This is a genomic window from Azoarcus sp. KH32C (assembly GCF_000349945.1).
In the GTDB taxonomy this organism is placed as follows: Bacteria; Pseudomonadota; Gammaproteobacteria; order Burkholderiales; family Rhodocyclaceae; genus Aromatoleum.
Genome location: NC_020516.1, coordinates 787,535 through 814,519 on the forward strand (window position 1 = coordinate 787,535; position 26,985 = coordinate 814,519).

The 26,985-nt window shown below is 67.0% G+C and carries 24 protein-coding genes and 1 tRNA gene; 14 read left to right on the forward strand and 11 right to left on the reverse strand.

The annotated features are described in order from the left end of the window. The first annotated feature begins 110 nt into the window (after positions 1 to 110). Both AZKH_RS03515 and AZKH_RS03520 read left to right on the forward strand, forming a co-directional pair. Positions 111 to 485: a hypothetical protein gene (locus tag AZKH_RS03515; RefSeq protein ID WP_041655876.1), complete on the forward strand. Its 375-nt coding sequence runs from the start codon at positions 111 to 113 to the stop codon at positions 483 to 485. A gap of 84 nt (positions 486 to 569) precedes the next feature. After that, on the forward strand, positions 570 to 992 hold the full coding sequence (locus tag AZKH_RS03520) for a VOC family protein (RefSeq protein WP_015434363.1): 423 nt from the start codon (positions 570 to 572) through the stop codon (positions 990 to 992). A 15-nt stretch (positions 993 to 1,007) separates the two neighbouring features. On the opposite strand, the gene AZKH_RS03525 is transcribed toward AZKH_RS03520, so the two are convergent. The 4 genes from AZKH_RS03525 to AZKH_RS03540 all read right to left on the reverse strand — a co-directional run bounded on the left by AZKH_RS03525 (position 1,008) and on the right by AZKH_RS03540 (position 4,685). Then, positions 1,008 to 1,220 (reverse strand): cupin domain-containing protein, encoded by a 213-nt coding sequence (locus AZKH_RS03525; protein ID WP_015434364.1) that lies wholly within the window; start codon positions 1,218 to 1,220, stop codon positions 1,008 to 1,010. A 160-nt stretch (positions 1,221 to 1,380) separates the two neighbouring features. Beyond that, entirely contained in the window at positions 1,381 to 2,838 is a 1,458-nt protein-coding gene (locus AZKH_RS03530; protein WP_015434365.1) for a catalase, read from the reverse strand. A gap of 110 nt (positions 2,839 to 2,948) precedes the next feature. After that, positions 2,949 to 4,097, reverse strand: coding sequence for a class I SAM-dependent methyltransferase (locus tag AZKH_RS03535; protein WP_015434366.1), 1,149 nt, complete (start codon positions 4,095 to 4,097; stop codon positions 2,949 to 2,951). 96 nt (positions 4,098 to 4,193) lie between these two features. Further along, positions 4,194 to 4,685, reverse strand: a complete 492-nt coding sequence (locus AZKH_RS03540; RefSeq protein WP_015434367.1) for an acyl-CoA thioesterase — start codon at positions 4,683 to 4,685, stop codon at positions 4,194 to 4,196. A 392-nt stretch (positions 4,686 to 5,077) separates the two neighbouring features. Here AZKH_RS03540 and otnI point away from each other — a divergent pair, with 392 nt between their 5' ends. Next, positions 5,078 to 5,857 carry a 2-oxo-tetronate isomerase gene (otnI, locus tag AZKH_RS03545; protein ID WP_041656792.1) on the forward strand — a complete coding sequence of 260 codons (780 nt, stop codon included), beginning with the start codon at positions 5,078 to 5,080 and terminating at the stop codon, positions 5,855 to 5,857. A gap of 24 nt (positions 5,858 to 5,881) precedes the next feature. Here otnI and AZKH_RS03550 read toward each other — a convergent pair whose 3' ends face one another. From AZKH_RS03550 to AZKH_RS03580, 6 genes are all read right to left on the reverse strand, one after another. Then, the gene (locus tag AZKH_RS03550) at positions 5,882 to 9,028 is read right to left on the reverse strand and encodes an error-prone DNA polymerase (protein ID WP_015434369.1); all 3,147 of its coding nucleotides are present in this window, start codon (positions 9,026 to 9,028) and stop codon (positions 5,882 to 5,884) included. 21 nt (positions 9,029 to 9,049) lie between these two features. Continuing rightward, on the reverse strand, positions 9,050 to 10,477 hold the full coding sequence (locus AZKH_RS03555; protein WP_015434370.1) for a DNA polymerase Y family protein: 1,428 nt from the start codon (positions 10,475 to 10,477) through the stop codon (positions 9,050 to 9,052). A gap of 2 nt (positions 10,478 to 10,479) precedes the next feature. Next, a complete protein-coding gene (gene imuA / locus AZKH_RS03560) occupies positions 10,480 to 11,175 on the reverse strand; it encodes a translesion DNA synthesis-associated protein ImuA (RefSeq protein ID WP_015434371.1) in 696 nt (231 codons plus the stop codon). A 105-nt stretch (positions 11,176 to 11,280) separates the two neighbouring features. Next, entirely contained in the window at positions 11,281 to 11,817 is a 537-nt protein-coding gene (gene def / locus AZKH_RS03565) for a peptide deformylase (RefSeq protein WP_015434372.1), read from the reverse strand. A gap of 90 nt (positions 11,818 to 11,907) precedes the next feature. After that, positions 11,908 to 13,107, reverse strand: coding sequence for a CaiB/BaiF CoA-transferase family protein (locus AZKH_RS03570; protein WP_015434373.1), 1,200 nt, complete (start codon positions 13,105 to 13,107; stop codon positions 11,908 to 11,910). Positions 13,108 to 13,368: 261 nt separating this feature from the next. Further along, a tRNA-Met gene (locus AZKH_RS03580) sits at positions 13,369 to 13,445 on the reverse strand. A 52-nt stretch (positions 13,446 to 13,497) separates the two neighbouring features. On the opposite strand from AZKH_RS03580, the gene miaB reads away from it, so the two are divergent. The 11 genes from miaB to AZKH_RS03635 all read left to right on the forward strand — a co-directional run bounded on the left by miaB (position 13,498) and on the right by AZKH_RS03635 (position 26,225). Beyond that, complete coding sequence (gene miaB, locus AZKH_RS03585) at positions 13,498 to 14,835, forward strand: tRNA (N6-isopentenyl adenosine(37)-C2)-methylthiotransferase MiaB (RefSeq protein WP_015434374.1); 1,338 nt, start codon at positions 13,498 to 13,500, stop codon at positions 14,833 to 14,835. Then, the gene (locus AZKH_RS03590) at positions 14,836 to 15,819 is read left to right on the forward strand and encodes a PhoH family protein (RefSeq protein WP_015434375.1); all 984 of its coding nucleotides are present in this window, start codon (positions 14,836 to 14,838) and stop codon (positions 15,817 to 15,819) included. Beyond that, complete coding sequence (gene ybeY / locus AZKH_RS03595) at positions 15,816 to 16,292, forward strand: rRNA maturation RNase YbeY (protein ID WP_015434376.1); 477 nt, start codon at positions 15,816 to 15,818, stop codon at positions 16,290 to 16,292. The genes AZKH_RS03590 and ybeY overlap by 4 nt, the downstream gene beginning before the upstream one ends. 27 nt (positions 16,293 to 16,319) lie before the next feature. After that, positions 16,320 to 17,165: an HlyC/CorC family transporter gene (locus tag AZKH_RS03600; protein WP_015434377.1), complete on the forward strand. Its 846-nt coding sequence runs from the start codon at positions 16,320 to 16,322 to the stop codon at positions 17,163 to 17,165. 74 nt (positions 17,166 to 17,239) lie between these two features. Beyond that, positions 17,240 to 18,697: an apolipoprotein N-acyltransferase gene (lnt, locus tag AZKH_RS03605; protein ID WP_041656794.1), complete on the forward strand. Its 1,458-nt coding sequence runs from the start codon at positions 17,240 to 17,242 to the stop codon at positions 18,695 to 18,697. A gap of 135 nt (positions 18,698 to 18,832) precedes the next feature. Then, positions 18,833 to 19,756 (forward strand): glycine--tRNA ligase subunit alpha, encoded by a 924-nt coding sequence (gene glyQ / locus AZKH_RS03610; protein WP_015434379.1) that lies wholly within the window; start codon positions 18,833 to 18,835, stop codon positions 19,754 to 19,756. Beyond that, positions 19,753 to 21,843, forward strand: a complete 2,091-nt coding sequence (glyS, locus tag AZKH_RS03615) for a glycine--tRNA ligase subunit beta (protein ID WP_015434380.1) — start codon at positions 19,753 to 19,755, stop codon at positions 21,841 to 21,843. Before glyQ ends, glyS begins: the two co-directional genes overlap by 4 nt. Positions 21,844 to 21,856: 13 nt before the next feature. Further along, positions 21,857 to 22,396 (forward strand): D-glycero-beta-D-manno-heptose 1,7-bisphosphate 7-phosphatase, encoded by a 540-nt coding sequence (gene gmhB, locus AZKH_RS03620; protein ID WP_015434381.1) that lies wholly within the window; start codon positions 21,857 to 21,859, stop codon positions 22,394 to 22,396. Positions 22,397 to 22,404: 8 nt separating this feature from the next. Continuing rightward, entirely contained in the window at positions 22,405 to 23,172 is a 768-nt protein-coding gene (locus AZKH_RS03625; RefSeq protein WP_015434382.1) for a 1-acyl-sn-glycerol-3-phosphate acyltransferase, read from the forward strand. A 54-nt stretch (positions 23,173 to 23,226) separates the two neighbouring features. After that, the gene (locus tag AZKH_RS03630; protein WP_015434383.1) at positions 23,227 to 24,915 is read left to right on the forward strand and encodes a sensor histidine kinase; all 1,689 of its coding nucleotides are present in this window, start codon (positions 23,227 to 23,229) and stop codon (positions 24,913 to 24,915) included. Between the two features lie 110 nt (positions 24,916 to 25,025). Further along, positions 25,026 to 26,225: a PilT/PilU family type 4a pilus ATPase gene (locus AZKH_RS03635; protein WP_015434384.1), complete on the forward strand. Its 1,200-nt coding sequence runs from the start codon at positions 25,026 to 25,028 to the stop codon at positions 26,223 to 26,225. A gap of 147 nt (positions 26,226 to 26,372) precedes the next feature. On the opposite strand, the gene AZKH_RS03640 is transcribed toward AZKH_RS03635, so the two are convergent. Continuing rightward, positions 26,373 to 26,936: a phasin family protein gene (locus tag AZKH_RS03640; RefSeq protein ID WP_015434385.1), complete on the reverse strand. Its 564-nt coding sequence runs from the start codon at positions 26,934 to 26,936 to the stop codon at positions 26,373 to 26,375. Positions 26,937 to 26,985 lie beyond the last annotated feature (49 nt).

The window sequence follows — 26,985 nt, forward strand, 5'->3', positions numbered from 1 at the left end:
TCGGCGAAATCATCCTGGCGATAATGACCGTCGTGATCTTCGTCGTGATGGCCGTCGTCTGCGAACCCATCCGCTCGATTTCCCGGGCTTTACTGCGAGTCGAAGGAAGAATGAGCCTCACTGTGTTTGCCGAGCTGAAGTTCTGGCTGCTCGTGCTGTTTTCGCTGGTGGTGCCGGTCGCGATCTACGTGTTGCTGCTCGTCAGGCGCGCGGTGTCGCCGCTGACGGTGCTGGCCCTCGGGCTGGCGCTTATCCTGATCGCGGGATTCGATACCTACCTGCTGCAGAGCCTCGTGCAGATGGCGAAGGCGAGCGCGTCGCTTGCTGACGATGCGGTATTCGTGTCCGAGCTGACCTTGGGCTTGTATCTGCTGCCGGCCCTGTTTGCCGGCGTGGGCGTGAATGTGATTTCGCATGTCCTGATCCGGCATCTGGGCGAAGCCGAACGGCAGTTCGAAAAGGATCGGGATCAGGGGCGTCGCTGACTGCGCGGGTTTGCGTCGGCGGCCGTGTTCTCTATACCGAAAGCGGGTGCCGGGTTTGGGGCCCAGGATTTGGAGGGACCTTCCATGTTGTCGAGAATTTCGCTGGTCACGCTCGGAGTCGACGATCTCGAGCGGTCGTTGCGTTTCTATCGCGACGGTTTGGGGCTGAAGACGGAAGGCATCGTCGGTACGGAGTTCGAGCACGGGGCGGTGGCCTTCTTCGAGCTCCACGGCGGGTTGCGCTTGGCGTTGTGGCCTCGGGCGAGTCTCGCGCACGACAGCGGCCTGCCGGTGGCGAAGCCGAGCGCGACGGAGTTGAGCCTGGGGCACAACGTCACGTCGCGCGCTGAGGTTGATACGGTGATGGATGAGGCGCGCCGCGCCGGGGCGACGATCGTGAAGCCTGCGCAGGACACCTTCTGGGGCGGCTACGCGGGCTACTTCCAGGACCCCGACGGGCACCTGTGGGAAGTGGCGTGGAATCCGGCGTGGACGCTGCCGGAGTGAGGCCGTCGGCTGGCCTCAGCGGCGCCCGACGAGGTAGCGGACGCCTGCCGGGCCGTAGCTTTCGGTGTGCGGTTCGTTCGCGGCGAGGTGGAAGACGTCGCCGACGCGGTACGTAGTCGCCTCGGCTTCGGTCCGGATGAGGATCTCGCCGGCGAGGATCAGCGCCTTCGCTTCGAAGGGATGGGTGTGGGTGTCGAGCGCGCCGTTTGGTTCGCGCTCGACGAGCACGATCTCTCCGAAGCCTTCCTGTTCGAGCAGGCCGTCGTTCGTGACCGAGCGGCCTTCGCGCCCGCCCGTGGTGTGGGCGTGAGCCGTATATTAGAGGACTTTTTCGAGTCTGGTCGTCATGTTTGCTCCGCTTCTTGTGCGTTGGGGGTTTGGGGGATGCTCAGGCGCCGATTTCCGCGCTGCTGATGCCGAGGGCCTTCGCGACGCCCGTGCCGTAGGCGGGATCGGCCTTCGTGCAGTTGGCGATGTGGCGCAACTGGATGTCCTTCGGCGCGCCGCCGAGCGAGCGGGCGGTGTTGTCGAAGAGCGCCTGCCGCGCGGCGGGCGTCATCAGACGGAACAGCGCGCCGGGCTGCGAGTAGTAGTCGGCGTCCTCGCGGTGGTTCCAGTGGTCGGCCGCGCCTTCGACCGACAGCGGCGGTTCGCGGTAGTCGGGCTGCTCCTGCCATTCGCCGTAGCTGTTGGGCTCGTAGCCGAGCGTGCCGCCGTGGTTGCCGTCGACGCGCATCTGCCCGTCGCGGTGGTAGCTGTGGACGGGGCAGCGCGGGGCGTTGACCGGGATCTGGTGGTGATTGACGCCGAGGCGGTAGCGCTGCGCGTCGCCGTAGGAGAAGAGGCGCGCCTGCAGCATCTTGTCGGGCGAGAAGCCGATGCCGGGGACGACCGCGGCCGGATTGAAGGCCGATTGCTCGACCTCGGCGAAGAAGTTCTCGGGATTGCGGTTCAGTTCCATCACGCCGACTTCGATCAGCGGGTAGTCCTTGTGCGGCCACACCTTGGTCAGGTCGAAGGGGTGGTAGGGCACCTTCGACGCGTCCTTCTCCGGCATCACCTGCACGTACAGCGTCCACTTCGGGAAGTCGCCGCGCTCGATCGCTTCATAGAGGTCGCGCTGGTGGCTTTCGCGGTCCTTGCCGATCAGCGCTTCGGCCTCCGCGTCGGTGAGGTTCTTGATGCCTTGCTGCGTCTTGAAGTGGAACTTGACCCAGTGGCGCTCGTTCTGCGCGTTGATGAAGCTGAAGGTGTGCGAGCCGAAGCCGTGCATGTGGCGATAGCTCGCCGGAATGCCGCGGTCGCTCATCACGATGGTGATCTGGTGCAGCGCCTCGGGCAGCGAAGTCCAGAAGTCCCAGTTGTTCTTCGCACTGCGCAGGTTGGTGCGCGGGTCGCGCTTGACGGCGTGGTTGAGGTCGGGGAACTTCAGCGGATCGCGCAGGAAGAACACCGGCGTGTTGTTGCCGACGAGGTCCCAGTTGCCTTCCTCGGTGTAGAACTTCAGCGCGAAGCCGCGGATGTCGCGCTCAGCATCGGCTGCGCCGCGCTCGCCGGCAACGGTTGTGAAGCGGGCAAAGAGTTCGGTCTTTTTGCCGATCTGCGAAAAGAGCTTCGCCCGCGTGTATTTCGTGATGTCGTGCGTAACGGTGAAGGTGCCGTAGGCGCCGGAGCCCTTGGCGTGCATGCGCCGCTCGGGGATGACCTCGCGGTCGAAATGCGCGAGCTTCTCGAGCAGCCATACATCCTGCAGCAGCGCGGGGCCGCGCGGACCGGCGGTCATGGTGTTCTGGTTGTCCGGAACCGGTGCGCCGGCGGCAGTCGTGAGGCGTTTCTTGTCAGTCATCGCTCGTCTCCGTTGTTGTTCGACGGGAGGTGGATCCCTCTACAAACTTAGACTATGCAGCGATGGCGGCTAAATTAATTATTGTTAGAAAATTGATAGTTGATGGCTATTTAATGTTTGATGCCGAGGCGCCACAGCGAGGTGATTTCGGCCGCCCGCGCCGCATGCAGCGGGTCGTCGGCGTCCTGCGCCTTGGGGTGTTTCGGGCGGGCGCCGAGACGGTCCAGCACCTGCAGGCCGGCGGCTTCGATCATCGCGAGGAGTTCGTCGCGCGGGCGCAGGCCGAGATGTTCGGCGAGGTCCGACAGGATCAGCCAGCCTTCGCCGCCGGGCAGGAGATGCGCGGCAAGACCGTCGAGGAAGGCGTGCAGCATGCGGCTGTCGGGGTCGTAGACGGCGTATTCGACCGGCGAACTCGGGCGCGCAGGCACCCAGGGCGGATTACAGACGATGAGCCCGGCATGGCCCTCCGGGAACATGTCGGTCTGCACGACTTCCACGCGTTTGGTGCAGCCGAGCCGGGCAAGGTTCTCGCGCGCGCAGGCAAGCGCCCGCGGATCCTGCTCGGTTGCGACGATGCGCGCGACACCACGCCGTGCGAGCAGCGCCGCGAGGACGCCGGTGCCCGTGCCGATGTCGAAGGCGGCTCCCTTCGTCAGGGCCGCGGGCAAGGGCGCCTTTGCGACGAGATCGATGTACTCCCCGCGCACCGGCGAGAACACGCCGTAATGCGGATGAATCGACGCGCCGAGGGCCGGGATCGGCACGCCTTTCTTGCGCCATTCATGTGCGCCGATCAGGCCTTGTAGCTCCCGTAGAGAGGCGACGTAGGCTTCGTCGGCAGGGCCGTAGGCTTCGAGACAGGCCTGGCGGACGTCGGGGGCGCGGCGCAGCGGCAGCGAGTGGCCGGCGTCGAAGGGCAGGAGCAGCATGCCGAGCGCGCGGGCGCGCTGGGCCTGGGCCTGGCGGTGCAGGTGGAAGGCTTCGGCGGGGCTTTTCGGGGCGGTGGCCTTGGCGGGGCGGCGCGGCTTGCGGTCGATGCGCCGCGCCATCGCCTGCAGCAGTTGCTTCGCGTTCTGGAAGTCGCCGCGGTAGAGGAGCGCCGTGCCTTCGCAGGCGAGGCGGTAAGCCTGGTCGGCGGAGGTCTGGTCGTCGGCGATGACGACGCGCTTGGGCGGCGGCATGCCGCTTTCGGAGCGCCAACGTGCTGTGTGGCTGACGCCGTTCTCGTCCCAGACGATCTGCGGGAATTCGTTCATCGGGAGGCCTGGCTGCGGGGGAGGGTAGGGGCCGGCATCATAGCCGCTTGGCGGCGGCCGGGCGAATCCGCGTGCCCGGTCGGCACACTCGGGCTGTCAGCCCTTGTCGGCCTGGCTATGCGTCTCGGCGAAGCGTTTTTCGAGTTCCAGGCGCAGTGCCTTGCGCGCTTCGGCCGCTTCGAAGCGGCGCTTTTCCTTCGGACTGAAGGGCCGCAGCGGCGGCACCGGGACCGGCTTGCCGTCGTCGTCGACGGCGACCATCGTAAAGAAGCAGCTGTTGGCGTGGCGGACTTCCTGCGTGCGGATATTTTCGGCGACCACCTTGATGCCGACTTCCATCGACGACTTGCCGGTGTAGTTGACGCTCGCGAGGAAGGTGACGAGTTCGCCGACCATGATCGGCTGGCGGAACATGACCTGGTCCACCGACAGCGTGACGACATAGCGCGCGGCATAGCGGCTCGCGCAGGCGTAGGCGACCTGGTCGAGGAGCTTGAGCACGGCGCCGCCATGCACCTTGCCGGAAAAGTTGGCCATGTCCGGCGTCATCAGCACGGTCATGGTCAGTTGGTGCGCGGGGAGATCCATGTGGGGGGGTCCGAGGAAAGTTGGGGAGCAGCGCCCGACCTTACCAGGCCGGGCTTTCGCCGGGCTGTCTGTGCGGCCCTGACGGTCGGATCGATTCTGCTCAATTGCCCCGCGGGAGGCAAATCACCAGAACTTCCACCACCATTTCTTCTTCTGCATCGTCGTCTTCACTTCGTCCGACCATTGCACGAGGGCCTGGAAGATGTCCGCAATCCGCAGGATCCTGGCCTCGACGAGCATATGATCGGCCGTGAGCAGCCGCGGGCTTGCCCAAGAAGCCGGGCTAATGCAATTCGATTATGCGCCGCTTGGCCGGAGATATCATCGCGCTGGACTGCCGCGGGAGCGCTGCCTGGGGTATCGTGCGCGGGCCGACAACCGAGGAAGCCTGGATGCCCAAGTTCGCTGCCAACCTGACGATGATGTTCAACGAAGTCCCGTTCCCGGAGCGCTTCGCCGCGGCCGCTCGGGCGGGCTTCGAGGCGGTCGAGTTCCTCTTCCCCTACGAACATCGGCCCGCCGAGGTGGCGCGGTGGCTGAAGGAGAATGGACTCTTCAATGCGCTCTTCAACATGCCGCCTGGCGATTGGAACGCGGGCGAGCGCGGGCTCGCGTCGCTGCCGGGGCGCGAGGAGAAATTCCGGGCTGGCGTTGCGACCGCGCTGGAGTATGCCAGGGCGCTGGGTACGCCTGGTCTGCACGCGATGGCGGGGCTGGTGCCGGACCGCGCGGATCGGGCGGCGCATCGCGCGGTATATGTCGAAAACCTGCGCTATGCGGCCAAAGTGCTGGCGCCGCATGGCATCACGCTGCTGATCGAGCCGATCAACCCGCGCGACATGCCGGGCTATTTTCTGACGACACAGGCGGAGGCCCATGCGATCCGCGAGGAGGTCGGCGAGCCGAACCTGAAGGTGCAGATGGATCTTTATCACGTGCAGATCGTCGAGGGCGACATTGCGACGAAACTCAGGAAGTACGTCGAGCAGGTCGGCCACATCCAGATCGCGGGTGTGCCCTCACGTAATGAGCCGGATGACGGCGAAGTCAATTACCGTTATCTCTTCCGGCTGCTCGACGAGCTTGGTTACATGGGCTGGGTGGGCTGCGAGTATCGTCCGCGGGGCCGCACCGAGGACGGACTGGGGTGGCTGAAGACGCTCTGCGCCTGACCCGGTGGCTGCGTGCAGGCGCTGTTAGTGGAAGTCGCGGCTGCTCGTTTCGAGCTGGCCCAGCCAGGCGCTGAGATCGACGAGCCGCTTGGCGAGCAGATGCACGACGCGGCCTTCGCGCTGGAGCTGGCCATACACGCCGAGCAGGCGCGCACCGAGGAGTTCGCGGCGCTGGCGCTCGGCGAGATCGGCATAGACCACGACGTTGGTCATGCCGGTTTCGTCTTCCAGCGTCACGAAGATCACACCGCCGGCGGTGCCCGGGCGTTGCCGGCCGGTGACGATGCCGGCGGCGCGGGCGAGCGCGCGGTGCTCCATCTCGACGAGGCGGGCCGCAGGCAGGAAGCGCTGCTCGGCGAGGTGCGAGCGCAGCAGCGCCAGTGGATGGCGGCGCAGCGTGAGGCCGGTCGCTGCGTAGTCGGCGACGAGTTCCTCGCACTCGCGCGGGGCCGCCAGCGCGGGCGGCGCCTCCACCAGCGGGACGTCGTCGAAGAGGTCGCCCTGGAGCCGCACGCCGGCGGCCTGCCACGCGGCTTGGCGGCGGTGGCCGGCGAGCGGCGCGAGGGCATCGGCGGCGGCGAGGAGGTCGAGCGCGCGCCGGTCGAGATTTGCGCGCGCGGCGAGATCCTGCACCTCGCGGAAGGGGCGCTCGGCGCGGGCGGCGGCGATGCGCAGTGCGGACGCTTCGGGGAAGCCCTTGATCTCGCGCAGGCCCAGGCGCACGGCCGGGCGCGCGTGCCCCGCCAGCCATTCGAAACCGCTGTCCCAGCCGCTCGCGGTGACATCCACCGGCAGCACCGTGACGTCATGGCGGCGGGCGTCCTGGATCAGCTGGCTGGGCGCGTAGAAGCCCATCGGCTGGCTGTTGAGGAGCCCGCACAGGAAGGCTTCCGGCTCGTGGCGCTTGAGCCAGGCCGAACTGTAGGCGAGCAGCGCGAAACTCGCGGCGTGCGATTCGGGGAAACCGTATTCGCCGAAGCCTTCGATCTGGCGGCACAGCGCCTCGGCAAAGACAGGGTCGTGCTTATTGTCGGCCATCCCCTGGCGCAGCTTTTCCTGGAAGCGCGCGATGTGGCCCTTCTGCCGCCACGAGGCCATCGCCCGGCGCAGCTGGTCAGCCTCGCCGGGCGTGAAGCCGGCCGCGGCGACGGCGAGCGCCATCACCTGCTCCTGGAAGATCGGCACGCCCTCGGTGCGTTCGAGCACGGCGCGGATCTCCGGGGGCATGCGGGCCATCTCGCGCCGGGCCCCTTCCGGGTCGGCGCGGCGGGCGAGGTAGGGATGGACCATGTCGCCCTGGATCGGGCCGGGGCGGACGATCGCGACCTGCACGACGAGGTCGTAGAAGCGGCGCGGCTGCAGGCGCGGCAGCATCGCCATCTGGGCGCGCGATTCGACCTGGAACACCCCGATCGAGTCGGCGCAGCACAGGGCCTCGAAGGTGGCTTCGTCCTTCGCGGGGATGTCCGGCAGACCGAAGGGGTTGCCGCGGCGCTGACTGACGAGCTCCAGGCTGCGGCGGATCACGCTCAGCATGCCCAGCGCCAGCACATCCACCTTCAGGAGTCCGAGGATCTCGATGTCCTCCTTGTCCCACTGGATCACCGAGCGCTCGGCCATCGCGGCGTTTTCGACCGGCACGAGGCGCCCCAGCGCCCCGCGCGAAATCACGAAGCCGCCGATGTGCTGCGAAAGGTGGCGGGGGAAGCCGACGAGCATCTCGGTCAGCGCGATCCACTTCGCGACGCGCGGGCTCTCCGGGGCGAGGCCGATCTCGCGCAATCGCTGCGGCAGCGCCTCGCGCTTGTCCCACCACGCGAGCGAGCCGGCGAGCGCGTCGATCTCCTCCCGGCCGAAACCGAGCGCCCGTCCGACGTCGCGCAGCGCGCCCCGGGTGCGATAGCGGATCACTGTCGCGGCAAGCGCGGCGCGTTCGCGCGTGTACTTTGCGTAGATGTACTGGATGACGGTTTCGCGCCGTTCGTGTTCGAAATCGACGTCGATGTCCGGGGGCTCGTTGCGCTCCTTCGAGAGGAAGCGCTCGAAGAGCAGGCTCGCTCGCATCGGGTCGACCTCGGTGATCCCGAGCGCGTAGCACACCGTCGAATTCGCCGCCGAGCCGCGGCCTTGGCACAGGATGCCTTCGCTGCGGGCGAAGCAGACGATGTCGTACACCGTGAGGAAAAAGGGTTCGTAGTCGAGCTCGGCGATCAGCGTGAGCTCCTTCTCGACGCCGGCAAGGATGCCGTCCGGGGCGCCCGCCGGATAGCGTCTGGCGAGTCCGGCGAAGGTTTCCTGGCGCAGGTAGGAGGCGGCGGTAAAGCCCGGCGGGACGATCTCCTCCGGGTACTCGTAGCGCAGTTCCGCCAGCGAAAACTCGCAGCGCCGGGCGATCTCCAGCGTCTCGGCGAGAAGTTCCGGCGGGTAGAGGCGGGCGAGGCGCAGCGGATGGCGCAGGTGTCGCTCGCCGTTCGGGAAGAACGCGTGGCCGGCATCGAACACGGTTGTCCCGAGACGCAGCGCGGTCAGCATGTCCTGCAGCGGACGGCGGCCGCGCGAATGCATATGGACGTCGCCGCTTGCGACAGGAGGCAGGCCGCAGTCCGCCGCGAGTTCGAGCAGCCGATCCAGACGCGTAGCGTCGTCGGGGCCGGCGTGCAGCTCCACCGCGAGCCATGCCCGCCCGGGGAAGCGCGCCGCGATCCAGCGTCCGTCTTCGGCGTCGGAGGCCTCGTCCGGTAGCCACAGCGCGAGGCAGTCCGGCACGGCGCCGCCGGGCGAGGGGGATTCGAGGTCCCCGCGCAGCAGCCGGTAGCTGCCTTTTTCCGAGCGCCGCCGCGCCAACGTGATCAGCGCCGAGAGGTTGCCGTAGCCTGCACGGTTGCAAGCGAGCAGCACCAGGCGCGCGCCGCAGGCAAGGCGAAACTCGGAGCCGTGGATCAGCTTCAGCGTGAAGTCAGAGCCGCTCTGCCGCGCCGCCTCGTCGAGCTGACGCCACGCATCGAAAGCCCGTACAGCGCCGGCCATCGAGCACTCGTCGGTCAGCGCGAGCGCGGCATAACCCAGCTCATGGGCCTGGGCAACCAGTTCCTCGGGGTGCGACGCGCCGCGCAGGAAGCTGTAGTTCGAAAGGCAATGCAGTTCCGCGTAGGCGGGCAGGGGGTGGGCCATGGCGAATTCCGTCGCATGCCTTCAGGCGAAAAGCCCATGCAGCCACCACGACTGTCCGTCGCGGAAGATCCACAGCCATTCGCCCTGCGGGCTCAGCGCGACGAAGTAGTCCCGTTGCACGTCGCCGAGGCCTTCGCCGCCGTCCCACCAGCCGCTTTCGATCCGTTCGGCGCGTGTCAGCAGGCGCAGCCGACCACCGTGGCAGGGAGCGCCGTTCTCCTCCGTGAGCGGTCGTGGCTGGGGTAGCAGCCACAGCGGGCGGGGACCGGCGGGTGGTTCGCCGGGCCGTGCGGCGGCGGGTTCCGCGACTGGACGGCTCGCCTGCTCGGGTCGATGGTCGGCGACCGCCGTGAGTCCATGCACGGCCTCAGGGCCGAGTCGTGCGCGCAGGCGTTCGACGATCGGCGCGAGGCTTGCCGTGCCCCCCTGGCCGAAGAGCACGGCATTCGTGCCGGGCAGGGGATGGGGTTCGGGTGCCTCCAGCCCCAGGCCGACCACCGGGGCGGCGAGCTCCAGTCGCTCGATGCGTTCGCGCAGCACCCGCTGCAGGCGTTCCGGGTCGCGCGTGGGGCTCGCGAAGCCGAGTTCGAGCCGCGACGGCGGCTGTCCTTCGTGGACCAGGATCAGGTGGCAGTACTGGATGCCGGCGCAGCGCACCGCGAGCCATCCCGCCAGGGCGGCGAGCAGGCGGCTCGCGGCGAACAGCAGGCGGGCCGCGTCCTCGACGCGCGCAGGCAATTCCAGTCCGTCCCGGAAGTGCTCGGGAAAGACGAAGGGCGGGCGCAGGTCGGGGACTTCTCCGAGGGCCTGGGCCAGCAGACCGGGCAGCTCGGGGCCGAAGCGGTGGGCGAGGCCCGCGCGGGGCAGCACCATCAGATCCGCGAGCCGCCGCACGCCGAGCGTGGTGAGCCGGCCGGCAGTGCGCTCCGGCACGGCCAGCACGCCGATCGGCAGGGGGGCGATGGTGGCGCGCAGCTTGGTGTCATCGACGAGCGTGGGCGGCATGCCGTCCACCGGCGCACAGCGGGCGAGCCACTGCGCCGCGAGCGGCGTGGGCGCGAGTCCCCACTGGCGGGCGAAGCCCTGCTCGGCGTAGCTCGCGGCGATCCGCGTGAGCAGGGGCGGCAGTCCACCGAAGAGGCGCAGGCAGCCGCCGATCTCGAGCAGCAGTTCGTCCGGCGGGGCGAGGCTCACCTGGGGCGTGAATTCCCCGGCCGCGCAGGCAAGGCGGTTCAGCGCGGCGGCTTCCCCGGCGAGATCGCGTTCGCGTCCGATCAAGCCGGGGACGAGGCCCAGCGCACCCGCGAGCCGCATCCCTTGACGCACGCCGGCGGCGACCGCGGCCTCGTCCGCCACGGCCACCCGGCCGCGCTGCAGGGCGACGGCCGGCGGCGGCAGGGAGAGGGTTTCCACCGCCAGGCGGGGAAAGCGCAGGGCGAGCCAGAGCATGGTCACGAGACCGGCGTGGGGTGGAGGACGGTCGGCGTCATCCGGCGCACCGCGCGCCGTATCGTTCTCACCGGCCGCTTCACCGTCAGGATCAGCGGCGCGGCCAAAGGTGGGCCGCGCCGCTTGAACAGCGTGACGGCGAGCCCGCCGGGAGCAGCGTCGAGGGCGAGGCGCAACGGCGCTGGCGACGCCGTGCCGGCCTGAGCCGCCGGGCGGAACAGGTAGACCGGCCCGGGGTGGGATTCGCTCGCGAGCTGCAGACGCCGCAGTTGTCGGGTGTCGACCTCGGGCAGCCAAGCGAGCAGCCCCGCTAGCGCGCCGCTCGCAAGGAGTTGCTCGCAGGCCCATGCCGCCTCCTGGCCCTCGGCCCGGACTACCAGCAGGCGCTCCAGCGGCAGCCCGGCCGCCTGCCAGGCCGGTGCATGCAGCGGCCAGGGCGGCGACACCGCCGCGACCCAGCCATCCTCCGCGACCAGCCCTGCCAGTGCGGGCAGCAGCAGCGTGAGCTCGCCGATGCCCTGGCGGGCCTGGAAAACCTCGGTCAGCTCACCCCGGGGCCATCCGCCTCCGGGCAGCACCGCGTCCAGTGCTGGAAAACCGCTCGCCACGCCCGACACTGAAGACGTGGCCAGCCGCGCGCCCGACCAGAGGTCCGAGCGCTGAAGACTTTGCAGCAGGGTGGAGGCGGGCAGGGACATGCCGGGAGGCGAAGCGGGTGGTTAATAACTGTAATTTTATACAGTCTTTAAGTCCGCGCAAGACGAATCCGAGGGAGTGAGTTGATGTTGATGTCATTTCTCTGCTCAGTCGTCGCCCTGATCTGCCATCTCCGGAAAGAGCACGTCCGTGAAACCGAAGCGCGTGAAGTCCCGCACCCGCATCGGGAAGAGCACGCCGTTCAGGTGATCGCACTCATGCTGCACGACCCGTGCGTGAAAGCCTTCCGCTTCGCGATCGATCGGATTGCCTGCCGGGTCGAAGCCCTGATAACGAATCCGGCGATGACGGGGCACGACGCCACGCAGCCCCGGGACCGAGAGGCAGCCCTCCCAGCCTTCCTCCTCCGTTTCGTCGAGCACGGTGATGACCGGATTGACGAGGATGGTGCGTGGCACCGGCGGCGCATCCGGGTAGCGCTCGCTGCGCTCGAAGCCGAAGATCACGACCTGCAGCCCCACACCGATCTGCGGCGCGGCGAGCCCCACGCCACCTGCCGCGGCCATCGTGTCGAACATGTCCCCGATCAGCGCGTCGAGGTCCGCCGTGCCGAATTCAACGACCGGCGACGCCGCTTGCAGAAGACGCGAATCGCCCATCTTGAGCAGTGGTCTGACGGCCATCCCCGCTTTCCTCATATGGATCGAACTGAAGATTATCCCGTCTTCCGCGGCTCCGTGTCGGCTGTCCGCGTGTCGGGAGTCACTTGCGTTTCAGATCGCCCCACCCTCCCTGAGCGCCTGGATCGCCGTCGCGTCGTAGCCGAGCGTACCGAGTACCGCGTCGGTGTGCTCGCCCAAGGCCGGGCCGAGTGACTCCGCCGCGCCCGGCGTCACCGAGAGCTTGGGCACGATGCCCGGCATGCGGCACGAGCGCCCGTCGGGCAAGGTCACCGTCTGCAACATCTCGCGCGCGAGGAATTGCGGATCCGCGAACATGTCCGCGACCGAATAGATGCGTGACGCCGGCACCCCGGCCGCGGCGAGCGCCTCCAGCACGGCGGCCTCGTCGTGATCGGCAACCCAGGCATCGATCAGCGCGTAGATCTCCTCGCGCCGCGCGTCCCGCCCCGCGTTGTCCGCAAGCGCGGGGTCTTCGGCGAGATCGTCGCGGCCCATGGTCTGCATCAGCCGGCGGAAGATCGCATCGCCGTTTGCGCCGATCGCCACGTGCTTGCCGTCCTTCGTGGTGTGGGTATTCGACGGCGTGATGCCGGGCATGATGTTGCCGGTGCGCTCGCGCACGAAGCCGAACACGTCGAACTCCGGCACCAGCGACTCCATCATCGCGAACACCGCCTCGTACAACGCCACGTCCACCACCTGCCCGCGGCCGCCATTCACCTCCTTGTGGCGCAGCGCCATCAGCGCACCGAGCGCCCCCCACAGCGCGGCAATCGAATCGCCGATCGAGATGCCGGTCTTGACCGGCGGCCGGTCCGGAAAACCCGTCACATAGCGCAGCCCGCCCATCGACTCTCCGATCGCGCCGAACCCCGGTTGCTGCGCCATCGGCCCGGTCTGACCGAAACCCGACAAGCGCAGCATGACGAGGCCCGGATTGATCGCCGACAGCGCCTCCCAGCCGAGGCCGAGCTTCTCCAGCACGCCGGGGCGAAAATTCTCGACCACGATGTCAGCCCTGGCCACCAGCTTGCGCACCACCTCCACGCCGTCGGGGTGCTTGAGGTTCACCGTCACCGACTTCTTGTTGCGCGACTGCAGGAACCACCACAGCGAGGTCCCTTCGTAGAGCTTGCGCCACTTGCGCAGTGGATCGCCACCGTCGGGCGATTCGATCTTGATCACCTCTGCGCCGAACTCGCCGAGAATTCGCGCCGCGAAGGGGCCGGCGATCAGCGTGCCGAGCTCGACGACCTTGATGCCGGCGAGAGGTTTGGGGGTGGTGCTCATTGCGTGGCGTTCCTCGTTCGTTGGCGGACGGACTTGGCCGGGAGCACGAAGGGTACCGCCATTTCTGGCTTGGCGTGGTGTCCCGCGAAGTGGGGGATGCTGGCCCACGCCGAGGTGTCGGCGAGTGTGGTGCCGAAATCATCGTCGTAGGTGTAATCGTCGTACCAATGCAACGCCGGCGAGTAGAATCGCCCGGTGGCCAGACCTCGACCGAAAAGCAAAAAGCCCAGCCGGTGAGGGCTGGGCTTTCGCTGGAAATCGTGGTGGTGATGGGCAGAATCGAACTGCCGACCTATGGGTTATGAATCCATCGCTCTAACCGTCTGAGCTACATCACCGCCTGAGCCTGCTAATATAGCGGTTCAGGAAACTCTGCGTCAACATGCAACGATGAAGAAACTTTACATCCGCACTTTCGGTTGCCAGATGAACGAGTACGATTCCGACAAGATGGCGGACGTGCTCGGGGCGACCGAGGAACTGGTCAAGACCGACAACCCGGAAGAAGCGGACGTGATCCTCTTCAATACCTGCTCGGTGCGCGAGAAGGCGCAGGAGCGGGTGTTTCACGACCTCGGCCGGGTCAAGCACCTCAAGCAGGCGAATCCGAACCTGATCATCGGCGTTGGAGGCTGTGTCGCGAGCCAGGAGGGTGCGGCGATCGTCGCACGCGCGCCCTACGTCGACGTCGTGTTCGGACCGCAGACCCTGCATCGCCTGCCGCAGTTGATCGCCGAGCGCCGCTACAGCGGCAAGTCGCAGGTCGACATCTCCTTCCCCGAGATCGAAAAATTCGACAACCTGCCACCCGCCCGCGTCGAAGGCTCGAGTGCCTTCGTGTCGATCATGGAAGGCTGCTCGAAGTACTGCACCTACTGCGTCGTGCCCTATACGCGCGGCGAGGAAGTGTCGCGCCCGCTGGAGGATGTCCTGACCGAGGTCGCCGGACTCGCGGACCAGGGCGTCAAGGAAGTCACGCTGCTCGGGCAGAACGTCAATGCCTGGCGCGGGCCCTACACGCGCGACGGTTCGGACATCGGCGACTTCGCCTTCCTGCTCGAATGCGTCTCCGAGATCCCCGGCATCGAGCGCATCCGCTACACGACCTCGCACCCGCGCGAGATGACGCCGCGCATGTTCGAAGCCTACGCGAAGCTCCCGAAGCTCGTGAGCCACCTGCACCTGCCGGTCCAGTCCGGCTCGGACCGCATCCTCGCGGCGATGAAGCGCGGCTATTCGATCCTCGAATTCAAGTCGGTGGTGCGGAAGCTCCGCGCCGCGCGGCCCGATCTGTCGCTGTCCTCGGACTTCATCGTCGGCTTCCCCGGCGAGACCGAGGAGGATTTCGAGAAGACGATGAAGCTGATCGAGGAGGTCGGTTTCGACGCTTCCTTCAGCTTCGTCTTCAGCCCGCGCCCGGGTACGCCAGCGGCCGATCTGGAAGATCCGGTGCCGCAGGAAACCAAGCTGCGCTGGCTCGCGCGCCTGCAGAAGCGCATCGACGAGCAGGCGCAGGCGATCAGCCGCGCGATGGTCGGGCGCGTCGAGCGCGTGCTGGTCGAAGGCACGTCGCGCAAGGACGAGAACGAGCTCGCCGGCCGCACCGACAACAACCGCGTCGTCAATTTCGCCGGCAATCCGCGCCTGATCGGGCAGTTTGTCGACGTGGCGATCACCGCCGCGCTGCCGCATAGCCTGCGCGGTGAGATCGTCACGCGGGAGATCTGAATGGGGCGTCCCCTTGAAGTGGTGCTCGAGCCGCTCGACAACGAGCGCCTGGCGAATCTGTGCGGCGCGCTCGACGACAATCTGCGTCAGATCGAGACCGCCTACGACGTGACCATTGCCCGCCGCGGCGAACGTTTCACGCTGCAGGGCGGGGCGGCGCAGACCCAGCTCGCGGCGAAGGCCTTGCACGAGTTCTACGAACAGGCCGACGAGCACCTGAGCGTGGACGACATCCAGCTCGGCCTGATCGAGCTCGCCAACCGCCGCGCGTCCGACGCGCGCGCGCCTGCGCTGATGACACGCAAGACGGAACTCCACGGCCGCACGCCGCGCCAGGTCGACTACCTGAAGAACATCCAGGCGCACGACATCACCTTCGGCATCGGCCCGGCGGGCACCGGCAAGACCTACCTCGCCGTCGCCAGCGCCGTCGATGCCTTCGAGCGCCAACTCGTCGAGCGCATCATCCTGACGCGCCCCGCGGTCGAAGCGGGCGAACGGCTCGGCTTCCTGCCGGGCGACCTCGCGCAGAAGGTCGACCCCTACCTGCGCCCGCTCTACGACGCGCTCTACGACCTGATGGGCTTCGACCGCGTCGCCAAGCTCTTTGAGCGCGGCAGCATCGAGATCGCGCCGCTCGCCTTCATGCGCGGGCGCACGCTCAACCACGCCTTCATCATCCTCGACGAGGCGCAGAACACGACGCCCGAGCAGATGAAGATGTTCCTCACGCGTATCGGCATCGGCGCGAAGGCGGTCGTCACCGGCGACCTCACGCAGGTCGACCTGCCGCGCGGCCACCGCAGCGGGCTCCTCGAAGCGCGCGAAGTGCTCGCCGCGGTGCGCGGCATCGCCTTCACCGAATTCCAGAAGGAAGACGTCGTGCGCCACCCGCTCGTCGCGCGCATCGTCGAAGCCTACGACAACCAGGCGGCCCGCGCCGCGCAAGCCGCCCTTGCGGCGAAGAAGGAGCAGGGCGCTTGACCTCCGCTACACCGCAGCTCGACCTCACGATCCAGAAAGCCATCGGCAAGGCCAATCGCGACAGCGCACCGTCGTCACACGACATTCGCCGCTGGGCGCTCGCCGCGCTGCAGGGCGACGCCGAAGTCACGGTACGCCTCGTCGGCGCTGTCGAAGGGCGCGAGCTCAACCGCGATTTCCGCGGCAAGGATTACGCCACCAACGTGCTGACCTTCGTCTATGGTGAGGGTGAGGCCCTGCTGCAGGAAGTGGAAATGCCGCTCACCGGCGACCTCGTGCTGTGCGTACCGGTGGTGGTGCGCGAGGCCGCCGAGCAAGGCAAGCCGCTGGAAGCCCACTTTGCCCATCTGGTCGTGCACGGGATGTTGCACCTTCAAGGCTATGATCACGAGGTCGCCGGCGAGGCCGAAGAGATGGAAGCGCTCGAAACCCGTATCCTGGCCACGCTCGGCTATCCTGACCCTTACGCCTGACCGCCGCATTTCCACGCCATCGAATCCATGGACGCCTCGTCACCCCGACCTAGCCTGCTCGAACGCCTTTCCGCCCTGCTGACGCGCGCCCCCGAAGACCGCGAGGAACTCGTCGCGCTGCTGCATTCCGCCTTCGAGCGCGAAGTGCTCGACGCCGATGCGCTGTCGATCATCGAAGGGGCGTTGCAGATGTCCGAACTGCAGGTCGGCGACGTGATGATCCCGCGTTCGCAGATGGACGTGATCCGGATCGACGATCCGATCGAAAGCATCGTCCGTCACGTGATCGACACCGGTCATTCGCGCTTTCCCGTGATCGGCGAAGGCAAGGACGACATCGTCGGCATCTTTCTCGCGAAGGACCTGCTGCGCTACTTCGCCGGCCGCTCCTTCGACCTGCGCGCGGCGCTGCGGCCCGCGGTATTCGTGCCCGAGACCAAGCGCCTGAACGTGCTGCTGCGCGAATTCCGCATCAGTCGCAACCACATGGCGATCGTCGTCGATGAATACGGCAGCATCGCCGGGCTCGCCACCATCGAGGACGTCCTCGAACAGATCGTCGGCGACATCGAGGACGAATACGACGAGTTCGAACCCAGCGGCAACATCGAGCTCGACCAGGACGGCCGCTACCGCGTGCAGGCCGTCACCGAAATTTCCGAATTCAATGCCGCTTTCGGCACCGTGTTCAGCGATGCCGAGGTCGACACCGTGGGCGGGCTCGTCATCCGTGAGCTCGGCCGCGTACCACACCGTGGCGAGGTCGTCCTGCTCGACGGACTGCGCGTCACGGCGCTGCGCGTCGACGGCCGGCGCCTGCAGACCTTGCTCGTGCAGCCGGTCGGGCAGCAGTACGAGGCGGTCGAGGAGTGAGCGGGCCGGCGGTGTTGTCGTCCGGCGAGGCCGGCGTGTCGTCGCGTCCCGGCCTGCTGTACTTCGTCGCCGCGATGCTCGCGGGGGCCGTAGCTACGTTCGCCTTTGCCCCGTTCGACGTCTACGTCCTCGCGCCCGTCGCCCTCGCAGTCCTGGCTGCGATGTCGCGTCGCGTGCAGGGCGCCCGCGCGACGGCCGCGCTCGGCTTCGCGTGGGGGCTCGGCACCTTTCTCGTGGGCGTGTCCTGGCTCTACGTCGCGCTCAACCGTTACGGCGGAATGCCGATGCCCTTCGCGGCGCTGGCGATCCTGCTCCTCTGCGCCTATCTGGCCCTCTTCCCGGCATTGGCACTCGGCCTCTTCGGGCGATTCGCCTCGGGCGGCACCGCGCGCCGCGCCGCGCTGTTCGCGGGGTTGTGGGCCGCGTCGGAGATCCTGCGCGGCTGGCTTTTCACTGGTTTCCCGTGGCTTGCGATCGGGTATTCGCAGACCCCACCGAGTCCGTTTGCGGGCTTCCTGCCCGTCCTCGGCGTATACGGCGTCGGCGCGCTGCTGGCCTTTTGCGCGGCGATGGCCGGGCTCTCCGAGTGGCGCAATGGCCGTTCCGCGGGGCTGACGCTGGCGGTCCTCACGCTGATCGTCGGTGCCGGGACGGGGCTGAGATCCGTCGGGTGGACAGCGCCGACAGGCGAGCCGATCCAGGTCGCGCTCGTGCAGACCAACGTCGAGCAAGGCCTCAAGTGGCGGCCCGAAACCCTCGCCGAGCAACTCGATAGCAACGCACGCCTCGCATTGGCGAAGCGCGCCGACTTGGTCGTGCTGCCCGAGACGACGGTGCCGATGCTCGCCGACCGGCTGCCCCGGGGCTACGTCGAGGAGCTCGCAGCCCAGATCCGTTCCCGCGGCGGTGACCTCGTCCTTGGCGTGTTCCTGCGCGACGCCGGCGAGCACATCTACAACGCCGCCCTCAGCCTTGGCCGCTCCCCTTCGCAGACCTACGCCAAGCAGCACCTCGTACCCTTCGGCGAATACTCCCCGCCCCTCTTCGGCTGGTTCTATCGCCTCGCCGACATCCCGATGTCCGACCAGACTCGCGGCGCGCCGAACCAACCGCCGCTGCGCCTCGGCGATCAGCGCGTCGCGGTCAATATCTGCTACGAGGACCTCTTCGGGCGAGAGCTGATCCGCAGCCTTCCCGAGGCGACGCTGATGCTCAACATGTCGAACCTCGCGTGGTACGGCGACTCCTTCGCGCAGCCGCAGCACCTGCAGATCGCCCGCGTGCGCGCGCTCGAAACGGGGCGTCCGATGCTGCGTTCGACCAACACCGGCATGACTGCCGTCGTGCAACCCGATGGCCGCGTCACCGAAGTCCTGCCCGCGTTCGAGCAAGGCATCCTGAGTGCCTCCGTGCGCGGGTACCAGGGGCTCACGCCCTACGGCCGCTGGGGCGACGCCGCCGCGCTGCTGCTGGCCCTCGCTGCAATTTCCGCGTCGGTGCTGCCGGCGCTGCGTCGGCGCAAAAAGGGGTAGAGCGGGGGTAGGACTCACCCGTTTTCGTCGCAATTTCCGGCGCAAACTTCGCGCCTCCCGAGAATGCCAGTAAAATCGACGCTTTGCGTTCGCCGCGCGGCGCCCTAGTCGTCGCCTCAAGCTGTCCGAGAGACCATGTCCCTGCACAAACCCACCTTCCAGCAAGTCATCCTGACGCTCCAGCAATTCTGGGGCGATCGCGGCTGCGTGCTGCTGCAGCCCTACGACCTCGAAGTCGGCGCCGGCACTTCGCACACCGCGACCTTCCTGCGCGCGATCGGCCCCGAGCCATGGAACGCCGCCTACGTCCAGCCCTCGCGCCGCCCCAAGGACGGCCGCTACGGCGAGAACCCGAACCGCCTGCAGCACTACTACCAGTTCCAGGTCGTCCTGAAGCCCTCGCCGCTGAATATCCAGGAGCTCTACCTCGACTCGCTGCGCGCGCTCGGCATCGACACCAACGCGCACGACATCCGCTTCGTCGAGGACGACTGGGAGAACCCGACACTCGGCGCCTGGGGGCTCGGCTGGGAAGTGTGGCTCGACGGCATGGAAGTCACGCAGTTCACCTACTTCCAACAGGTCGGCGGCCTCGACTGCAAGCCGGTGCTGGGCGAGATCACCTACGGTCTCGAGCGCCTCGCGATGTACCTGCAAGGGGTCGAGAACGTCTATGACCTCATCTGGGCGGTCTATCCGGACGGTCGCAAAGTCACCTACGGCGACGTCTACCACCAGAACGAAGTCGAGCAATCGACCTACAACTTCGAGCACGCCAACGTCGAGTTCTTCTTCTCGCTGTTCAGCAACTACGAATCCGAAGCCAAACGCATGATCGGACTCGGCCTCGCGCTGCCCGCCTACGAACTGGTCCTCAAGGCCGGGCACAGCTTCAACATGCTCGACGCGCGCGGTGCGATCTCGGTCACCGAGCGCGCCGCCTACATCGGGCGCATCCGCAACCTGTCGCGCGCCGTCGCGCAGGCCTATTACGACTCCCGCGAGAGCCTGGGATTCCCGATGCTCAACACCGCCGCAAACAAGACGGAGGCCGCATGATGAACGCCTCCCTGCTCGTTGAACTGCTGACCGAAGAACTCCCGCCGAAGGCGCTGCCGCGACTGGGTGAAACCTTCGCCGCGAAGATCTTTGAAGGCCTCAAGGCGCGTGACCTCCTCGCCGAGGACCGGGGCTTCCGCTGGTTCGCCGCCCCGCGCCGGATCGCGATCACCGTGCCGCACGTGCGTGCCGCAGCGCCCGCGCGCGAAGTCACAGAGAAGATCATGCCGGTGCAGGTCGCCCTCGACGCCGAAGGCCGCCCGACCCCCGCGCTGCTGAAGAAGCTCGAAGCCAAGGGCATCGGCGCCGACGCCGTGGCGAGCTTCGAGCGCCGCCCGGACGGCAAGGCCGAAGCGCTGTTCTACACCCGCACTGAAGACGGCGCCGCACTCGACGCCGTGCTCGCCGGGATCGTCCAGGATGCCGTCAAGGCGCTGCCGATCCCCAAGCTGATGCGCTGGGGCTCGGGCGACGCGCAGTTCGTGCGCCCGGTCCATAAGCTCACGATGCTGCATGGCGAGCGCGTCGTGCCGGGCCGCGTGCTCGACCTCGACTCCGACCGCGTCACCCGCGGCCACCGCTTCATGAGCCGCGGCGACATCGCGCTCGCGACGGCCGAAGCCTACGAGCCGACGCTGCTCGCCGAAGGCAAGGTGATCCCCGACTTCGCCGAACGCCGCGCCGACATCGAGCGCCAGCTCGTTGCGACCGCCGCGGAGCAGGGCGCGAGCCTCGGCGAATACGCCGACCTCCTCGACGAAGTCACCGCGCTCGTCGAGCACCCGACCGTTTACGTCGGCGAATTCGAGGCCGAATTCCTCGCCGTGCCGCAGGAGTGCCTGATCCTGACGATGCGCGCGAACCAGAAGTACTTCCCGCTCTTCGATGCCGCCGGCAAGCTGCTGAACCGCTTCCTGATCGTGTCGAACATGCGCATGGCCGACGCGTCGAACATCATCACCGGCAACCAGCGCGTCGTGCGCCCGCGTCTGTCGGACGCGCGCTTCTTCTTCGAGCAGGACCGCAAGCACACCCTCGAAAGCCGCCTGCCGCGCCTCGCGCCCGTCGTCTATCACAACAAGCTCGGCAGCCAGCTCGAGCGCGTCGAGCGTCTCGAACGCCTCGCCGCCCGCATCGCGACGCGCCTGCATGGCGACGCGACTGCCGCCGGCCGCGCCGCCCGCCTCGCGAAGGCCGATCTCGTCACCGACATGGTCGGCGAGTTCCCCGAGCTGCAAGGCATCATGGGGCGCTACTACGCGCTCAACGACAAGGAAGGCGAGGTCGTCGCCGACGCGATCCAGTCGCACTACCAGCCGCGCTTCGCGGGCGATGCGCTGCCCGCCGGCAACGTCGCCTGCGCCGTCGCACTCGCCGACAAGCTCGACGCGCTCGTCGGCTTCTTCGGCATCGGCCAGCTTCCGACCGGCGACAAGGACCCCTTCGGCCTGCGCCGTGCCGCCCTCGGCGTGCTGCGCATCCTGATCGAGACGCCGCTGCCGCTCGACCTCGCCGAGCTCATCGATGATGCCGCCGCCGGCTTCAAGCCCGGTCTGCTGACCGCTGCCGGCTTCGAAGCGCAGCTCCTCGACTTCATGTTCGAGCGCCTGAAAAACCTGCTGCGCGACGCCGGCCACGCGGTCGACGTCATCGACGCCGTGCTCGCGCTGCGCCCGATGCGCATGGACCTCGTCCCCGCCAAGCTCGACGCCGTGCGCACCTTCCGCGCGCTGCCGGAAGCCGAAGCGCTCGCGGCCGCCAACAAGCGCATCGTCAACATCCTCAAGAAGGTCGAGGGCGAACTACCCGAGCCGGACGTCGCGCTGCTGCAGGAAGACGCCGAGAAGGCGCTCTTCCACCGCGTCGTCGAGGTCGCGCCGCTCGTGCGCTCGCACATGGCGAACGAGGACTACACCGACGCGCTGTGCGTGCTCGCCGGCCTACGCACCGCCGTCGATACCTTCTTTGACGATGTTATGGTGATGGCCGAGGAGCCGATGACGCGCCAGAATCGCCTGGCACTCCTGCGCCAGCTCGCCGGCCTGATGAACCAGGTCGCCGACCTGTCGCGCCTGTCCGCCTCCTGACGGGAACCATGCCATGCCGCAGAAACTGATCATCCTGGACCGCGACGGCGTCATCAACTTCGACTCCGAGCAGTTCATCAAGTCACCCGACGAGTGGAAGCCGCTCCCCGGCTCGCTCGAAGCGATCGCGCGCCTCAACCAGTGGGGCTGGCGCGTGGTTGTCGCATCGAACCAGTCGGGCGTCGGGCGCGGCCTCTTCGGCATGGATACCCTCAACGCGATCAACGAGAAGATGGTGAAGAGCCTCGCCCAGGTCGGCGGTCGGCTCGACGCGATCTTCTTCTGCCCGCACGCCGCCGACTCGACCTGCGACTGCCGCAAGCCCAAGCCCGGGCTCTTCCTGCAGATCGCCGAGCGCTTCAATGTCGTGCTCGATAACGTCCCCTGCGTCGGCGACAGCCTGCGCGACCTGCAGGCGGGCGTCGCAGTCGGCTGCAAGCCCTATCTTGTCCTGACGGGCAAGGGGCAGAAGACCCGCGAAGACCCGGCGCTGCCCGAAGGCACGCTCATCTATCCCGATCTGGCGGCCGTCGTCGCCGATCTTACTGCCTGAAGGATATCGTGGTCCTCCTGCGTTCCCTGCTGTTCGCGATCGTCCTTGCGATCGTCACGCCGCCGTACGCGATCTTCGGCTGGCTCGCCTTCCCGTTCCCGCCCCGGGTGCGCCACCGCATCATCACTTCCTGGGTGCCGCTCGTGATGTGGTTCGTGTGGCACCTGCTCGGTATCCGTTTCAAGGTCATCGGGCGCGAGAACATCCCTACCGTGCCCTCGGTGATCCTCTCCAAGCACCAGTCCGCCTGGGAAACCATGGCGCTGCAGGTGATCTTTCCGCCGCTGTGTTTCGTGCTCAAGCGCGAACTGCTGAGAGTGCCGTTCTTCGGCTGGGCGCTTGCACAGATCCCCGGCATCGCGATCGATCGCGCTGCCGGCAAGAACGCGCTGTCGATGGTGGTCAAGCAGGGCAAGGCGCGCCTGTCGGAAGGTTTCTGGGTCGTCGTGTTCCCGGAAGGGACCCGGACGGCGCCGGGCACCTCGCGGCGCTACAAGCCCGGCGGAGCCGTGCTCGCGAGACAGGCCCGCGTGCCGGTGGTGCCCGTTGCCCACAATGCCGGCGAATTCTGGCGCCGCAACGCCTTCCTGAAATATCCCGGTGAGATTACAGTAAGCATAGGGCCGGTCATCGACACTACCGGCCTCGACGCCGGCACGATCAACTCGCGGGCGTCGCAGTGGATCGAAGGCGAGATGCGCCGGCTCTTCCCGCAGCATTATGTCGGCGCGCCGGACATCGCCGAGGCGCCGGACGGCAGCCAGGAAAGCGTCTGACGGACGTGCCTCGCGGGCCGGTCGGCAAGAAACATGTCATCGGAGGGCTCGCAGATGATGGACCGCAGGGGCAAGGTTTCGCGGCAGGCACAGGACGCCCAGCAGCAGGCTTCCCGCGTCGGCCGCTTTCGCCTGCTGCGCTACTTCACGCTGACGAGCCTGGTGGCGTTCGCCATCGTCGGCATGGTCCTTTTCTTCCTGCAGCGCGGTGAAGAATCGTTCTTTGCCGATGTGCAGCGCGAGCAGGCCGTCTTCCTTGCCCAAGCGCAGGCCGATCTTGCCGACAAGCAGGAGCGGAGCGCGCGCGAGAACCTGCTCGCGGTGCACGAAGGAAGCCACGTCGCGCTGACGCGTATCGTGGCCAACGTGCTCTGGAAATCCGACATCGGGCCGCTCATGGCGCGTGCCCGGGAACTCCCGATCGACGGCTGCCGCAGCCTGCCTGCGGCCGGCGCGAGCGGTGACGGTGGGGCGCGCCGTGAATGTTTCGCAGAGCTCGGCCGCCGGATCGCCGCACTGCCGGGCTTTGCAGAACTCGATACCAAGGCCTTCGTGGCGATGCACGCGAGCAACGTCTTCAAGATCAAGGTCTTCGACCTGCGCGGCATCACCATCTATTCGTCCGAGCGCGCCCAGGTCGGCGAAGACAAGGCCGACAACCGCGGCTGGCAACTCGCGATGTCCGGCCAACCGGCAAGCGAGCTCACGCACCGCGACCGCTTCAGCTCCTTCGAAGGCGTGGTCGAGAACCGCGATCTGATCTCCAGCTACGTGCCGGTGCGCGAAGCGGACAGCCACAAGGTCGTCGGTGTCTTCGAGATCTACTCGGACGCCACCGCCTTCGTCGACCGCATCAAAACCGTGTCCGGAGAGATATCCGAACTCGCCTCGGCCAACCAGAAGAGCCTCGCCGGGCGTTCGGCCGAGAACCAGGAGAAGGTGTCCCGCAGTTCCGATCGCTTCCTGCTGGTCGTTGGCGCCCTGCTCGCGCTGCTCTATGCCGCCCTGCTGCTGATCGTGCGCTACGGCCAGCGCGTCATCGACCTGCAGGTGCGTGCGCAAGAGCGCGCGACCGAACGCGAGGACCGGTGGCACCGTGAGAAGATGGCCGCGCTCGCGACGATGGCGGCGAACGTCTCGCACGAAGTCGGCAACCCGCTGGCGACGATCTCGATGATGGCGCAGGAGATCCAGCGGCAGAGGGACAAGAACGAATGCACGACCTGCCAGCCGGCGGAAATCCTCGAACAGACACGCCGCATTGCCGGCATGACGCGCCATATCTCCGATTTCGCTGCTGCTCATCGCGAAAACCGCGAACTCGTCGACATCAACCAGATGGTCAAGGCAGTTCTGGACTTTCTCAGCTTCGACCGCCGCTTCCGCTCGATCGAAGTCGAATTCCGCCCGGCCGAGGACCTTCCGGCGCTGACGGTGATTCCTGACTATCTCAACGAAGTCCTCATGAACGTGCTGCAGGCCTGCACCGAATGTCCGGCCGGTCCCGGCGTGCGCACCGGCCGTATCTTGGTCGAAACGCTGGGGCGCGACACCTCGGCCGTCATCCGCATCAGCTGCGAATGCACCCAGCCGGGCGTTTGCGCCGAACACGATCCCTTCCAGGACACGCGTTTCGAGGTCGTGCGCCGGCGCGTGAGTGGAATGGGCGGCAGTGTCGCGCAGGTCGGGGCTTCGGTCGAAATCACGCTTCCCTTCGCCTCCTCCTGCACGGCGTCGACCTGATACGGGGATCCGGTTTCCGCCCGCCGCTGTGTCTGCCGTAAAATCATCGTTTTGCCGATAGCGCCGGACGTTTCGATCCGGTGCGTTTGCCATCCCATCGAGGAATTCAGATGTCGTCCGGACTGAGCAACGAAGACGCCCGCAACTACATGCACAAACTGCTCAAGGCGATGCACCAGATGGGCGGTTCGGACCTCTTCATCTCAGTCGATTTTCCGCCCAGCATGAAGGCGCACGGCACCATGAAGGCGCTCAGTCAGCAACGCCTGACGTCCGACGTGACGCGCTCGCTCGCTTACAGCCTGATGAACGAACGCCAGCGCACCGAATTCGACGCGGAGTTCGAATGCAACTTCGCGATTTCGCTGCCCGATGTCTGCCGCTTCCGCGTCAACGTGTTCATCCAGCAACAGAACGTGGGCATGGTGATCCGGACGATCGCTTCCGAGATCCCGAGCATCGACAAGCTCGGCCTGCCGAACGTGCTGCGCGAGATCATCATGACCAAGCGCGGGCTGGTGTTGGTGGTCGGTGGTACCGGCTCCGGCAAGTCGACGACGCTTGCGGCGATGATCGATCACCGCAACAGCAATTCGCCCGGCCACATCATCACGGTCGAGGATCCGGTCGAGTACGTGCACAAGAACAAGCAATGCCTGATCACGCACCGCGAGGTGGGCGTCGACACGCACTCGTGGGAGCACGCCCTGAAGAACACGCTGCGCCAGGCGCCGGACGTGATCCTGATCGGCGAGATCCGCGACCGCGAAACGATGGAGCACGCGATCGCCTTCGCCGAAACCGGCCACCTGTGCCTCGGCACGCTGCACGCGAATAACGCCAACCAGACGATCGACCGCATCGTCAATTTCTTCCCCGAAGAGCGGCGCAACCAGCTGTTGATGGACTTGTCCTCGAACCTGCGGGCGATCGTGTCACAGCGCCTGATTCGGACCGAAGACGGCAACGGGCGCAAGGCCGCGATCGAAGTGCTGCTCAATACCCCGACGATCTCCGAGATGATCTTCAAGGGCCAGTTCCAGTCGATCAAGGAGATCATGGCCAAATCGCGCGAACTCGGCATGTGCACCTTCGACCAGGCGCTCTTCGACCTTTATAACGCCGGATTCATCAGCTACGAGGAGGCGATCCGCAATGCCGATTCGGCCAACGAGCTGCGATTGCAGATCAAGCTCAAGGCCGATCGCGCGCAACCGACCGTCGAATCATCCGGCGGGCTGAGCCTTTCGATCGAGGAAGAGAAGCCGGACGAGGACGAGGAGGGTGCGCCGGACAAGGCGGCGGTCTAGAATAAAAGCGAATAAGGGCGCGAGGAGACGGAAAAGGGGGCTGCACGCGCCATTCGGCCCCCGCAAAAGCAAAAAGCCCCGCAGGTGATCCTGCGGGGCTTTTTATTGCTGTGGCTACCGGTGACTGGCACCGGCAGATCACATCAATCAGGCAGCCTTCTTGCCGCCAGCGGCCTTGGTCGAGGCGGTCACGGCCTTGACGGTCGCGTTGGTCGCGGCAGCGACGTTGGCTTCGGCGATTTCGGCGACTTGCTTGGCAGCCTTGCTGACGCTGTCGTAGGCGCTATTGGCGGCGGCGATGGCCGACTTGACGGCGGCGACCGCGACGTCCGAACCGGCGGGAGCCGACTTGGCAGCCTTGTCGAGAGCGGAGGCGATGGCCTTGTTCAGCTCGGCGACTTGAGCTTCAACGACCTTCGAGACTTCTTCCTGGCTCTGCGAAGCGATTTCGTAGACGCTACGGTTGTAGGCAACGGCCTTCTCGACCAGCGGCTGGACCAGCGCGGTCTGGAGGCTCAGCAGTTCCTGGACGTCCTTGGCACCCAGCAGGGCCTTGGAGTTGGCCAGGCCGTCTTCGAGCAGCGAACGGGCCGTGTTCAGGTTCAGGGCGGCGAAACGCTCAGCGCTGGCGAAGGCATTGTTGGCCAGGGTCAGCAGAGTTTCGACGTTGGTTTTGTTGGCTGCGGCGAACTGCTCAGGGGTAGCAAACATATTTCATCTCCTGATGAATGGTGTGGCAAAGGTACTTTGCTTCGCTATG